Raw genomic sequence first — 11,914 nt, forward strand, 5'->3', positions numbered from 1 at the left:
GGGGCCGCGCATGACCGGCACGGAGATCGGGATCTATCTGGCGCACCCGCGCCCGGGAAGCTTCAACCACGCGCTCGCGGAGGCCGTCGCGGACGAACTGCGCGACCGGGGCTGCCGGGTGACGGTGTACGACCTGTACGCGGAGGGCTTCGACCCGCTGCTGCCCGCGGACGGCACCGGCACGGTCGAGGCGGCCCCGGAGGCGGACGACCCGCTGCTGCGGCGGCACCGGCGCGAGGTCGCGCGGCACGACGCCCTGGTCCTCGTGCACCCCAACTGGTGGGGCATGCCGCCCGCGATCCTCACCGGCTGGGTGCAGCGGATCCTCGCCCCGGGCGTCGCCTACAAGCTCGGCACCGCCGACGCCGAACCGGCCGGACTCCTCAAGGCCCGGCGCGCCCTGGTCCTCAACACCTCCGACACCCCCGCCGAGCGCGAGGAGCGCGAGTTCGGCGACCCGCTGCAGTGGATCTGGGCGGCGTGCGTCCTGCCGTACGTGGGCGTGGACGAGGTCCGACGGCGGGTGTTCCGTACGGTGACGGACTCCTCGGCCGAGCAGCGGGAGTCCTGGCTGCGCGAGGCCCGGCAGGCGGCCGCCGAGCTGACGGCCTGACGGCCTGAACGACCGCCGGAGCCGGGGCGCTACCTCGCGTACCCCGGATCCGGCGGCCGAGGCACCGTCAGGTTCCGCGCCCGGTACTCGGCGACCAGCTGGTCGTACACCGGAGTCGCGCTCGGTCCGCGCGGCGGGGGTACCGGCAGCGGGGGAGGGGGCGGCGCGGGATCGGGGTGGGCCCGTACGACGGAACCCACGCGGTGCCAGCGCCCCGTGGACGCACGGGGCGCGGCCGCCGAAGTGCCGTCCGCGGGGCTGGAGTTCATGGCTCGGTGCGCCTCAGGAGAGGTGCGTGCCCGCGTTGGGGGTCGCCTGCAGCGCCGGGGTGAGCACCGACAGCTGCGGCACGTCCACCCCGGGCAGCCCCAGCGGGCCCGCGCCCGGCTCGGTCAGCGGCGCGGCCACGCCGAGGCCGGGCGAGAGCGCCTCCACCGGCGACTCCACCGACTCCACGCCGAGCCCGGCCACCCGCTCCTGGCTCAGCGGGTCGGTGACGGGCGCGTCGAGCGTGGTCTCGGGCAGCGCGCTGTGCAACGGCAGCTGCGGCAGCACGTGCTCACCGAGCAGCCGTCCCTCGGTCCGCTCCCCGGTCACGGGCGCCCCGGGCTTCAGCAGCGGCACCCCGCCGCGCAACTCGGGCACCTCGACCGGCAGCGCGGTCTCCAGGCCCTCGAGCGGCACCGGCACGGGTACCGAGTCCGCGGCCGCGGCCGGAGCCACGGCGGCTGCCGAAGCCATGCACGTCATCAGTACGGCCAGTCCCGCACGGCTGGTCAACTTCACGGTGTCCACCTTCGTCAGAGCATCGATTACGTCCGGAACAACGAGCCGCCCCGGCGAACCCCACGGCTTGTCCCCTGGGCGCAGCAATCCCCCCGGCGGAATCAGCGCAGCTTGTTGACGGGCAGCAGGCAGTGCGCGGCGGACCGCAGCACCTCCTCGTCACCGACGTACGCGCGGAACGCCTCCAGCGGCACCGGCTGCCCCGGAGCCGCCTCGGGCCAGGCCCGCGTGCTGAGCACGAAGTGCACGGCGGCGCCCTGCTCCACCGCGGCCAGCCACTCCGGCGGGGCCACGCACTGCGCCTTCAAGGCCTTCAGGGTGAGCACGGCCTGGCCGGCCTCGACGAGCAGCTGCACGGGAAACCCGGGGCGTGAGCCGTCCGCCATGGTCCCGTCGAGCGGCAGCGACAGGCTCTGCGCGAGCGCGACCACGGCCGCCTCGTTCTCAGCTGCTCCGTTCTCCCCGTCACCGAGGGTGTAGGCGAGCAGGTAGGGCGTCTGGTGGCCCTCCTCGGGCGCGCCGATCCAGGCCAGGATGGACAGGGTGCCGAGGCTGAACTGGTTGCCGCTGGGGGCGGTTTGGGTATCGACCATGGTTCGGCACCCTAACGGCGTGATACCGGTACGAGCCCCGCGTTTCACCCGATCAGGGGAGAGCACGCGGAGGCCCGCCCACCGGCGCGCGCACGGCGCGGAACCAACTGCCCACCGCGCCGGGCGAATTCACGGCGGAATGGGCGCAGCGCGCTCGACGGGAAGAGTGAATCCTCCGCACATGGCCGTACCGACGGGTGACCAAGGGCGTTTCCGGCGGGTTTCCGCGTGATACGCACAACGGCACCGGAAATCCCACCCCCAGAAAGAGAGTTGGCCGCCATGTACGCAAAGACCGCCACGGGCCTTGCCGCCCTGGCCGTACTCCTCGGAGCCGGCACCGCCACTTCCGCACCCGGTTACGAGATCGCCGTGAACAGCCGCGCCGTCATCGCGTCCGACCATACGGTCACGACTTCCGGAACGTACCGCTGCACCGGGTCGACCGGGGCTTCGCCGGTTTTCGTCACCGCGTCCGTGCGGCAGAACAACACATCCATGTCCGGCGAATCGCAGGAAGCGGTGTGCGACGGTGAACTGCACACCTGGCAGCTCGAGACCAAGGGCTTCCGCGGTATCCACCTCGAGGCCGGGTCGGCCACGGTGCAGAGCCACCTCGTGCAGATCAAGCCCCGCTCGGGCCTGATCCCCATCGAGACGAACTTCCTCGCCACCACCGAGCAGCAGGTCGAACTGCTTCCGCAGCGCTGACCCGCCGCGCGCGGCGGGTCACTCGCAACTGCCGCCGGCCGCGGTCATGGACAGGAAGACCGTGCTGCAGCCGGGTGTGTCGCCGACGGGTGTCTGCGTCCTCGCCTGCGCGGAGGCGCAGACACCCGCAAACACCGAGGCGAAGAACACGACGGCCAGCACGCTGTGCATCAAGCGCATCGAGACTCCTCGTGAAGAAACGCGGCCGGAACGTCCGGGGCATCCCTTCGAGGATCCGCCCGGTTTCCGCAACCTTCAACCCGGTGCACATTCCCGGACACGTAGAGTGATGCCCCGGAGGAATTCCCGTGGATTCTGCGGTGTACGGGCACGGCGCGTGACGGAATCGCCATTCCGTTCTGCGGTGAAACCGAGCGAGGGCTGGATGCCTCCATTCGGAGGCTCGTCGGAATGTCGCACGAAATTCACCACCGACTGCGTGATTATGCGTGGCAGTGGGCGCGGCCGTTCCCCCCGTGTGTCCGGCTGTGCAATGCCCCGACAGAAAGGCTTGTAATGAAGATTGTGAAGCTTGGTGCAATGGCCGTGGCCAGCACGGCGCTGCTCCTGGGAGGCGCCGGCGTCGCCGCCGCCTCGGCCCCGGATCCGGGCGCTTCAGCCTCGGGTGCGGCCGCGAACTCGCCCGGTGTCCTCTCGGGCAACGTGGTCCAGGTTCCGGTCCACGTCCCGGTGAACGTGTGCGGCAACTCCGTCAACGTGATCGCGCTGCTGAACCCGGCGTTCGGCAACGTCTGCGTCAACAGCTAGCGGCACCGCTCAAGGTTCCCGGCGCCGCGCCGGCCCTCGTACCCCGTACGAAGGGCTTGGCGCGGCGCTTTGCCGTGGTGGGGGAGTGTCCGGCGTTCGGGTGAACGAAGAGAACCAAAGGGGGCACCGGAGAGTTGGTCAGACAGCTGAACCAACGGGCATTTACCCCGGCATACACCCAGAAAAGGGAATCAAGTGATCAAGAAGATTCTGGCGACCGCCGCTGTCACGGCGTCCGTTCTCGGCACGGGTGCGGCGATGGCTCCGCAGGCGATGGCGGACAACGACCCGACGTCGCTGAGCGGCAACGGTGCCTCGCAGACCTACGGCAACTCCGCCACGCACGGCGACCTGAGCCCGCAGATGGGGCTCATCCAGGGTTCCCTCAACAAGCCCTGCGTCGGCCTGCCCGTCAAGGGCAACGTCGGCTCCCTCCTCGGCGCGCTCAACGTCGCGGTCCAGGACGTCCCGATCCTGTCCAGCTCGCAGAACCAGCAGTGCACCGAGAACTCGACGCAGACGAAGGGCGATGACGGCCTCGCGAACGTCGCGCACAACGTCCTCTCCTTCACCAGGTGAGCTGACTGATCACGCAGTGCACCGGCTGTCCGGGCGTCGTTCGTCGGCGCCCGGACAGTTGTGTGTCCGGGCCTCTTCGCCACCGCTGTGCAGCATTCGGGTGAGATGCGCGGTGCGATCTATGAATTCGCGGTTTCCTCTGCCCGCCGAAATCGTTGTTCCAGCTGCAGTGAAGATCGTCTGCGGCCGTACGCGAACGTCGCGATGCGTAGCGCAGCACTGTGGGAAGGGAACAATGAACAAGAAGGTTCTGACCGTCGTCGCCGGTGCCATGCTCGCCGTCGGGGGTGCCGCCCCGGCCATGGCCGACTCCGGTGCCCACGGCGCCGCCACCCACTCTCCGGGTGTGCTCTCGGGCAACCTGGTCCAGGTCCCCGTCCACGTGCCGGTCAACGTGTGCGGCAACACCGTGAACGTCATCGCCGCCCTGAACCCGGCCTTCGGCAACACCTGCGTCAACGCCTGACGTTCGCGCGGTTCGCGGAGAACGGTCAACGGCCCCGGGTGCTCGAGCCCCGGGGCCGTTTCGTATGCGCTGTTCCGCCAACCGGTCGGCGCGGAAACCGAGTTGGGGGCCCCGGAGGGCCCCCAACGGTCTGCGGTTTCTGTGTGCTGTGCCGCGCAAGAAGGGGCACGGCGGGCTCGACGACGTGAGGAACGCCGGCGGCTGGGAGCCCGCACCACTCAAGAGAGACCGCTGCTCTCAGTACACACCATGGGCAGGTGGGGGTGGAGGGGCCTTCACCCGATTGCCGAGTCGAAAGTCCATTCCGTATGCGCCCCGTTGGGGAACGCACCGGCCAGGGATCGAGATAGGCGGCGGAACCGGGGTTTCCCGCTGCGGCGGGACTCGTTGAACAGCGCGATGGTGGCGCCTGGTGTCGAACGGGACACCTGCCTGACGCGAAGGCTCGCGTCACTGAGAGAGCGCACCCGGAGAAAGGACACGCAGTGAAGTACTCGAAGGTCGCGGCAGCTGTCGGCGGTTCCGTGATGGCGCTCGGGACGGCCGCGCCGGCCCTCGCCGCCGACCATGTCGGGCACATTCCTCCGATGAGCCTGAACGGTGCCGTCAACGACACGGTCTCCTCCGGCCTGGACCTGCAGCACCTGCAGGCGCAGCAGGGCATCAGCAACAGCGAGGGCGGCCCGCTCAAGCCCGTCACGGACGTGGCCGGTGGGCTGACGCAGAGCGAGGGTGTGCCGCAGCAGGTTCTCGGCACGGTGGGCCAGGCGGCCCCGCTCCTGGGCGGCCTGCCCGCGAGCCCGCTGGGCTAGTAAGTACCGTATGAGGCCAGGGAGTTGGCGGTCTCTCGCGGGGCGCCAACTCCCTCGGCGCGTGAAGCCGGGGGCACAAAAGAGAAGAGCGCCGAGGACACAACAAAGAGCAGGGCGGCGATGCACCGAAACCGGTGATCGCCGCCCTGCTGTTCGTGCCGCGGAACGTCAGGCGTTGACGCAGGTGTTGCCGAAGGCCGGGTTCAGCAGACCGATGACGTTCACGGTGTTGCCGCAGGCGTTGATCGGCACGTGGACCGGGACCTGGGCCATGTTGCCGGACAGGACGCCGGGCGAGTGGGCGGCAGCGCCCGCGGCGTCGGCGTCGGCGAACGCGCTTCCGGCGGAGGCACCGGCGGCGAGCCCGGCGGTGGCCAGGACCAGGGCGGCCTTCTTGGCAGTCTTCATGAGGGTGCACCTTCTGTTCGACTTAACGGGCCCCGAGTTCGGACCCACGTAGATCGAAACGTGTCGGTGGCTGCTACGACACGGCTCGGCGCCGTGTTGACCACCTTCGGAGCAACGGGCGGTGTTCTTCGGGCACTTGGGCGAACACTCCGGTACCGGAAACCCTTCGGGGGAGTGATCGGCAGGGCCATCGGAGTGAAGACGAAGAACCAAACGCGGGTACCCGAGTTGGTCAGGGCGCTCCGATCGCGGGCATTCATGCGACACAAGGACAGAACATGCTCAAGAAGGTTATGGCTACGGCGGCCGTCACCATGTCAGTGGCGGGCCTGGGTGCGGCGATGGCTCCGCAGGCGTTCGCCGACAACGACCCGACGTCGCTGAGCGGCAACGGTGCCTCGCAGACCTACGGCAACTCCGCCACGCACGGCGACATGAGCCCGCAGCTCGGCCTGGTCCAGGGCTCGCTCAACAAGCCCTGCATCGGCCTGCCCGCGAAGGCCAACGTCGGCTCCCTCATCGGCCTGATCAACGTCGCGGTCCAGGACATCCCGGTCCTGTCCAGCGCGCAGAACCAGCAGTGCGTCGAGAACTCGACGCAGACCAAGGGCGACGACGGTCTCGCGAACGTCCTGCACAACGTCCTCTCGGCGAACGCGGGCCGCTGACCTCAGGTCGCCCGGCATTGCCGCCAGGAAAGTCCCGGTGCTTCGGCGCCGGGACTTTCTGCTGTGCGCAACCGTCCTCTTCGGGTGACGCGCGGTGCCGCTCGTGTCCTGTTTGTGCCTCATCTCGTTGTGCAGCACATGATCCAAGCAAAGCGCATCCTCGTCGCCGTCGCCCTCGCCGCCGGAGCCACCGGAATCGCGGCTCCCGCGGCCTCCGCCGTGTCGGTCTCCGGTGAGCTCGACAGCCTCGCCAAGACCGGGATCAGCCCGGAGTACCGCGACGCCGTCCCGTCGGTCTCCGGCCAGCTCGGCAAGCTCAACGAACTGCGTCAGCTCACCGACCAGGCGGCGCCGGTCACCGGCCTGCTCGGCGGGATCTCCTGACCCGTACTCCCGTCCACAGCACGACGCGGCGCGGCCCCTCGATCCGTCGAGGGGCCGCGCCGCGTCATGTGTGTGGACTTGCTCAGCTGGTCCAGAAGTCCCACCAGCGGGTCAGGATCAGCATGCCGATGATGCCGAGGTGCAGCACCGGCGGGACCCAGGTGAACTCGTCGAAGAAGGTCCGCAGGGCGGGTGGTGCCGGGAGGAGTTCGTGGCGGACGTTGTGGCCGGTGACGTACCAGAACATGACGATCGTCGCCGTCCACGCGAGGCAGCACCACAGGCACAGGGCGTTGATGTCGTACAGCGACTGGTACATCAGCCAGGTGCAGAAGGCGACGCCGAGGAGCATGCCGGCGTTGAGCGTCAGCCAGTACCAGCGCGGGAAGCGGGCGCCCGCGAGGAGGCTCGCACCGACGCACAGCACGATCCCGTACGTGACCAGGCCCAGCATCGGGTTGGGGAAGCCGAAGACAGCCGCCTGCTCGCTCTTCATGATCGAGCCGCAGGACACCACCGGGTTGAGGCTGCAGCCGGGCTGGAAGTTCGGGTCTTCGAGGAGCTTGAACTTGTCGAGGGTGATGATCCATGCCGCCAGCACTCCCGCGGCCCCGGTCACCACAAGCAGCAGGGCCAACGCCCGGCTGCCGCCCACGACTTGAGGGGCGGCAGCGGGCCGCCGGTGGGGGTGGGGGATCGCGGCCTCGGCCGCCTTCGTCGTCAGGGTCATGGGCCGCACCGTTCTACGTCCTACGTGGCTTCGTGGCTTTGTCGTGGCTTCCTGGACGGCCATTTTGCACGGTTCGCGGGGGTCCGGGGGAGTGGCTGGGGAATCGTAAGGGTGTGTGGCGGTGCGCCCTTCCGTTTCCCGTCCCGGGCGCGCATCACGCGGGGCGGCAACCGGCGCTGCACGCCTCGTTCACCCAAAGACAGGTCATCTGCCCCTGTTCCAGGACGTGTTGACCTCCATAAGATCGCCCTCATGATCTGGTTCGACTTCGGTGGGGTGCTCTCACCACCTCTGGCGGAGTTGTACGCCTCGTACGAGCGGAAGACCGGGGTCACGCCCGAGCAGCTCGTCGGGGCCATGCGGACGGTTGCCGAGGGGATGGGCCTGCCGACGCTGGCACCCGTCGAGCTGGCCGTCGTCAGTGAGGCGGAGTGGGGGCGGGGCCTCGACCGGGCGCTCCGGGCCGCCCATCCGGGCATCGACCTGTCCCGGGCGAGGCTTGAGACCTTCGGCGAGCAGTGGTTCGCGGGCGTCACGGCGAACCCGGTGATGGTGGCGGCCCTCCGGTGCGCGCGGGAACACGGCCTCGGGGTGGGGATCCTCTCGAACAACGTCGTGGAGTGGGAGCCGTACTGGCTGCCCATCGTGGAGCCCGCCGGGGAGGTCGACTTCCTCGTCGACTCCTGCAAGGTCGGCGTCCGCAAACCCGATCCGGAGATCTTCCGGCTCGCGGCGCGGACCGCGGGCCTCGCGCCGGAGCAGTGCGTGCTCGTCGACGACCTCGCCGCCAACTGCACGGCGGCCGAGGCCGAGGGCTGGCGCACCGTGCACTTCCGCGACGACCGGCAGGCGCTGCGCGACCTCGGCCGGTGCACCGGCCTCACCGCCGCCTTCGAAAAGCTGGCTCTGCCCACCGCCGCGTGAGGCCGCGGGTACCTTCGGCCCGTGTGGCACACGGGCGCCGCGCGGCCGCTTCGGTTGAAGAGGCCAGAGGCGTGCCGTGACCGCAGCGACGAGTGACGATGACCGACGACGGCAGCCGACGAGCAAAGGACGTCATGGACTCCAGCACCCTGCCCGCCTCCACCATCAGCGTCAACGACATCCCCCGCCTGGACCCGCCCCGCGCGTACACCCCGCTGCCCGGGCTCTCCGACGGCGGGCTGCCGAGGATCGGCCTGCCCAGCGGCCACACGGCCGTGCACCTCACTCGCTACACCGATGTCCACCAGGTCCTCACCGACCCCACGTTCAGCCGGACGCGGGCCAACACCGACGACGGGCCCGGCTTCCTGCCGACGCCGCTGCCGCCCGAACTGCTCATCAGCCTCGACGCCCCGCACCACGCACGGATGCGGCGCTTCGTCACGGCCGACTACAGCGCAGCGGGAATCGAGCGGCTGCGGCCGGCCCTTGAGGAGATCGTCGACGCGCGCCTCGCCGCCCTGCGGACCGAGGAGCACCCGGACCTGTTCCGCACCGTCCTGGACACGGTGGCCGCCGAGGCCAACGCGCGAACTCGACACGCTGGTCGAGCACTTCACCGTGGTGTACGGGTACGTGACCGACCTGGTGACCGGGGCCGCCCCCAGCGACCCGGACGGCCTCGTCGGACGCTGTGTCAACGGCCGCGACCGGGCCGAACCACCGCTGAGCGACGCGGAGTTGGCCGGTCTGCTGCTCCCGGCGGTCGTGGCGGGCGACCACAACGCGCTGTCCGTCCTTGCCAAGTCGCTGTACGCCCTGCTGTGCGCACCGCAGTTGTGGCGGCGGCTCGTGGACGACCCGGCCGTCGCGCCGCGCCTCGGCGAGGAGCTGGTCCGGCTGATACCGCTCGGGACCTCGTCCGCCTTTCCCCGTATCGCGACCCGGGACGTGAAGACGGCCGAGGCCGTGATCGACGCGGGAGACGTCGTGTACGCCGACGTGTTCGCCGCCAACCGGGATCCCGAGGTGTTCCCCGACCCCGAGACCATCGACCCCGACCGCGCGGGCGCGAGGCACCTGCAGTTCGGTTACGGGATGCATCACTGCATGGGAGCGGCCCTGTTCCGCCTTGAGATCACCACGCTCCTGACCCGGCTCGCCCGTGAGTTCCCCGGACTCACCCTGGACGCCGACCCGCGGACCCTGCCGTGGGACGACGGGGTGCTGCTGCGGCGGCCGACGGCTCTGCCCGTGCGCTGGTAGCCGACGCCGGGCCGTCCACGGACGCCGGTGTGCCCCACCCCGGGCTGCGAACCAGGGGGCGGGGCACACCGGCGTCGTGGTGCCGTTCGTGCGTCAGGGCAGGGGCGGTCCCACGAGGGCGGTCACCAGGCTGGAGAACGCCATCTCGCCGTTCTGCGTCGCGACGATCTCCGTACGCCGCTGGGTGCGGTCGCGCGTGGGGAGTTCCTCGACCGTGACCTGGCAGGGCGCGTCGAACTCGGCGAACTGCAGGAACGTCGACTCGAATTTGACGGGGTAGGCGTGCTCCGCGTACGCGTGGGCGTGGGTGGCCTGGCGTGCCGCCTCGAGCATGAGCATTCCCGGCGAGTGGTCCAGCGGGTGGTCGAAGAGGACGGGGTGGGACGTGTCGTTGCGGAGCAGCCAGGTGTCGTGCTGCTCGGTCGGCGAGAGCACCACGTCCTCATCCTGCTCGCGCGCCACCAGGTGGGGTGCCTCCGCCGCCGGCAGCGCCCCCGGCAGGGCGGTCGCCCCTGCGTACCGGCCGCGCAGCCGCCGGTAGACGGACGGCGTGTGGCAGGTGAAGCGCGCCTGTGCCACGCCCAGGTGCTTGCCGTCCCGCAACGCGATGACGTGCAGGGTCAGTGCCGCCAACTGGCCGCCGCGGCGCCGGATGTCCGAGCAGGTGATGTACAGCTCCACCTCGGTCGGGTCGCTGCCGATGTCCATGGCGGAGGGGACGATCTCGAAGTTCAGGTACTGCCAGATCAGGTGGTGCCCGAACGGCACGTCGTACCCCGCATGTGACAGGAGCGGGAAGCACTGGCGCACGCTCTCGGCGAAGAGCATCGGGTCGTGGAGACCGTTCCTCGACTGGTAGAAGCGGTGCTGGACGGGCCACTGGGCGCAGACGACGAAGGTGTCGGGACGGTAGCTGTCCCAGGACGTCAGCAGAACCTCGGATTCATCGCGCTTGTGGACGACCTCGGACGAGACGGTGAAACCGGTTGCTATGGGCGGAAGTTGCTGGATGACAGGCATGGTGAGTGACCCCCCAGGGTGAGTGGACGTGGATGACCGCTTCGCCGTACTCAGTTGGCGCTGTCACGCCGCTGATGCAACATAACGAGTGTTCTTTTTGTTGTCGAGAGGTGTCGCAAACTCGACGATTGATCAACTGCGCGTCCAAAGAGCCCTAGAACGTGCCCAGGGGCGGTCGAGTAGCGGTTTTGACCCGCTGGGGAACTCCTGGAGGACTTCTGGAGGGCCCCTGGAAGGCGCCGAGGGATAAACCGCTCAGTGGTGCACTTGGCTGGTTTTATGCAGTGGCTGACTGCTGGCCCAAGTTCCGGGGCGGGGTTTCAGTGGCTGACTCTCGACTGTGCGGCCCAGCCGGACGGGCGGCGGCGCGTGGCATTTTGTCGAGTCTTGAACCACGTGGGTGGCAAGGTGTCCAGCGGCCCCCGTAAAATAACGGCCGTTCGTTTTCATGTCCTTGGAAGGCGGGACCGCTCGATGGCAGGCCAACCCAAGCAGCAGCGCGCTGTGAAGACCCGTGACGACATCCTTTACGCCGCAGCCGTCACCTTTGACGAGCTCGGCTACAAGGGTGCGAGCATGCGGGAGATCATGAGACGAGCGGGTGTGACGCTGGGGGCGGTGTACTTCCACTTCGACAACAAGGAGGAGCTGGCTAGCGCCGTCATCCTGTCCCAGACAGGCGAGTTGACCACGAACCTGCACTCCGAGGGCGCGCAGCGCATGGTCGACTTCTCCATGGTGTGGGCACACCAGCTGAACGTCAGTCCGCTGATCCGGGCCGCGGTCAGGCTCGCGGTGGAACAGCGGGCCATCGGCATCCGTGACGATGCCTCCTTCGGGGACTTCGAGGCCATATTCCAGACCTGGCTGGAAGCGGCGCGAGAGGAGGGCGAGCTGGCACCCGGCGTCGACCCGGCCGTCGTGGCGGAGTTCCTGGTGGGAGCGTTCACGGGTGTCCAGCACTACGCGCAGCTGTCGGACGCACTGGACACCCTTCCCGACCGTGTGGTGAGCATGTGGCACCTCCTGCTTCCCGGGATTGTCACCCGCGAGTGCCTCGACCGCCTCGTCATTGATCCGGCCCGGGGTCGCGTCGATGTACCCCCGCCCGGCGGGGACAGCGCTGCCTGATCCGGGAAGAGCGCCACCCGTTCCGGAAGGCGCCGTCCGATGCCCGAAGTTGGCG

The 11,914-nt window shown here is 69.4% G+C and carries 18 protein-coding genes; 11 read left to right on the forward strand and 7 right to left on the reverse strand.

Annotation, left to right across the window (positions count from 1 at the left end):
- Positions 1–10: 10 nt before the first annotated feature.
- Positions 11–613, forward strand: a complete 603-nt coding sequence (locus RCO28_RS32740; protein ID WP_308944961.1) for an NAD(P)H-dependent oxidoreductase — start codon at positions 11–13, stop codon at positions 611–613.
- Positions 614–642: 29 nt separating this feature from the next.
- Here the strand turns inward: RCO28_RS32740 and RCO28_RS32745 are convergent, their stop codons facing one another.
- From RCO28_RS32745 to RCO28_RS32755, 3 genes are all read right to left on the reverse strand, one after another.
- Positions 643–882 carry a hypothetical protein gene (locus RCO28_RS32745; protein WP_308944962.1) on the reverse strand — a complete coding sequence of 80 codons (240 nt, stop codon included), beginning with the start codon at positions 880–882 and terminating at the stop codon, positions 643–645.
- 13 nt (positions 883–895) lie between these two features.
- A complete protein-coding gene (locus tag RCO28_RS32750) occupies positions 896–1,399 on the reverse strand; it encodes a hypothetical protein (protein WP_308944963.1) in 504 nt (167 codons plus the stop codon).
- A 101-nt stretch (positions 1,400–1,500) separates the two neighbouring features.
- Positions 1,501–1,992 carry a DUF5949 family protein gene (locus tag RCO28_RS32755; protein ID WP_308944964.1) on the reverse strand — a complete coding sequence of 164 codons (492 nt, stop codon included), beginning with the start codon at positions 1,990–1,992 and terminating at the stop codon, positions 1,501–1,503.
- Between the two features lie 282 nt (positions 1,993–2,274).
- Here RCO28_RS32755 and RCO28_RS32760 point away from each other — a divergent pair, with 282 nt between their 5' ends.
- Positions 2,275–2,703 carry a DUF6299 family protein gene (locus tag RCO28_RS32760; RefSeq protein WP_308944965.1) on the forward strand — a complete coding sequence of 143 codons (429 nt, stop codon included), beginning with the start codon at positions 2,275–2,277 and terminating at the stop codon, positions 2,701–2,703.
- A gap of 18 nt (positions 2,704–2,721) precedes the next feature.
- Here RCO28_RS32760 and RCO28_RS32765 read toward each other — a convergent pair whose 3' ends face one another.
- On the reverse strand, positions 2,722–2,883 hold the full coding sequence (locus RCO28_RS32765) for a hypothetical protein (RefSeq protein ID WP_308944966.1): 162 nt from the start codon (positions 2,881–2,883) through the stop codon (positions 2,722–2,724).
- Between the two features lie 336 nt (positions 2,884–3,219).
- On the opposite strand from RCO28_RS32765, the gene RCO28_RS32770 reads away from it, so the two are divergent.
- The 4 genes from RCO28_RS32770 (at position 3,220) to RCO28_RS32785 (ending at position 5,328) form a co-directional block, all read left to right on the forward strand.
- Entirely contained in the window at positions 3,220–3,471 is a 252-nt protein-coding gene (locus RCO28_RS32770) for a chaplin (protein ID WP_308944967.1), read from the forward strand.
- Between the two features lie 195 nt (positions 3,472–3,666).
- A complete protein-coding gene (locus RCO28_RS32775; RefSeq protein WP_308944968.1) occupies positions 3,667–4,050 on the forward strand; it encodes a rodlin in 384 nt (127 codons plus the stop codon).
- A 235-nt stretch (positions 4,051–4,285) separates the two neighbouring features.
- Positions 4,286–4,516, forward strand: coding sequence for a chaplin (locus tag RCO28_RS32780; protein WP_308944969.1), 231 nt, complete (start codon positions 4,286–4,288; stop codon positions 4,514–4,516).
- Positions 4,517–5,001: 485 nt separating this feature from the next.
- Positions 5,002–5,328 carry a hypothetical protein gene (locus tag RCO28_RS32785; RefSeq protein ID WP_308944970.1) on the forward strand — a complete coding sequence of 109 codons (327 nt, stop codon included), beginning with the start codon at positions 5,002–5,004 and terminating at the stop codon, positions 5,326–5,328.
- 168 nt (positions 5,329–5,496) lie between these two features.
- Here the strand turns inward: RCO28_RS32785 and RCO28_RS32790 are convergent, their stop codons facing one another.
- Positions 5,497–5,736 (reverse strand): chaplin, encoded by a 240-nt coding sequence (locus RCO28_RS32790; RefSeq protein WP_308944971.1) that lies wholly within the window; start codon positions 5,734–5,736, stop codon positions 5,497–5,499.
- Between the two features lie 278 nt (positions 5,737–6,014).
- Between RCO28_RS32790 and RCO28_RS32795 the strand changes: the two genes are divergently transcribed.
- Both RCO28_RS32795 and RCO28_RS32800 read left to right on the forward strand, forming a co-directional pair.
- Positions 6,015–6,404: a rodlin gene (locus tag RCO28_RS32795; RefSeq protein WP_308944972.1), complete on the forward strand. Its 390-nt coding sequence runs from the start codon at positions 6,015–6,017 to the stop codon at positions 6,402–6,404.
- A 138-nt stretch (positions 6,405–6,542) separates the two neighbouring features.
- Positions 6,543–6,788 carry a hypothetical protein gene (locus RCO28_RS32800; RefSeq protein ID WP_308944973.1) on the forward strand — a complete coding sequence of 82 codons (246 nt, stop codon included), beginning with the start codon at positions 6,543–6,545 and terminating at the stop codon, positions 6,786–6,788.
- Positions 6,789–6,870: 82 nt separating this feature from the next.
- Here RCO28_RS32800 and RCO28_RS32805 read toward each other — a convergent pair whose 3' ends face one another.
- Positions 6,871–7,518: a vitamin K epoxide reductase family protein gene (locus RCO28_RS32805; protein WP_308944974.1), complete on the reverse strand. Its 648-nt coding sequence runs from the start codon at positions 7,516–7,518 to the stop codon at positions 6,871–6,873.
- 252 nt (positions 7,519–7,770) lie between these two features.
- On the opposite strand from RCO28_RS32805, the gene RCO28_RS32810 reads away from it, so the two are divergent.
- Together RCO28_RS32810 and RCO28_RS32815 are read left to right on the forward strand one after the other, a co-directional pair.
- Entirely contained in the window at positions 7,771–8,442 is a 672-nt protein-coding gene (locus tag RCO28_RS32810; RefSeq protein WP_308944975.1) for an HAD family phosphatase, read from the forward strand.
- Between the two features lie 636 nt (positions 8,443–9,078).
- A complete protein-coding gene (locus tag RCO28_RS32815) occupies positions 9,079–9,708 on the forward strand; it encodes a cytochrome P450 (RefSeq protein ID WP_308944976.1) in 630 nt (209 codons plus the stop codon).
- Positions 9,709–9,801: 93 nt separating this feature from the next.
- Here RCO28_RS32815 and RCO28_RS32820 read toward each other — a convergent pair whose 3' ends face one another.
- The gene (locus RCO28_RS32820; protein ID WP_308944977.1) at positions 9,802–10,728 is read right to left on the reverse strand and encodes a ScbA/BarX family gamma-butyrolactone biosynthesis protein; all 927 of its coding nucleotides are present in this window, start codon (positions 10,726–10,728) and stop codon (positions 9,802–9,804) included.
- A 474-nt stretch (positions 10,729–11,202) separates the two neighbouring features.
- Between RCO28_RS32820 and RCO28_RS32825 the strand changes: the two genes are divergently transcribed.
- Positions 11,203–11,859, forward strand: coding sequence for a ScbR family autoregulator-binding transcription factor (locus RCO28_RS32825; protein WP_308944978.1), 657 nt, complete (start codon positions 11,203–11,205; stop codon positions 11,857–11,859).
- Positions 11,860–11,914 lie beyond the last annotated feature (55 nt).

Origin of the sequence: Streptomyces sp. LHD-70 (genome assembly GCF_031157275.1) — a bacterium.
GTDB lineage: Bacteria > Actinomycetota > Actinomycetes > Streptomycetales > Streptomycetaceae > Streptomyces.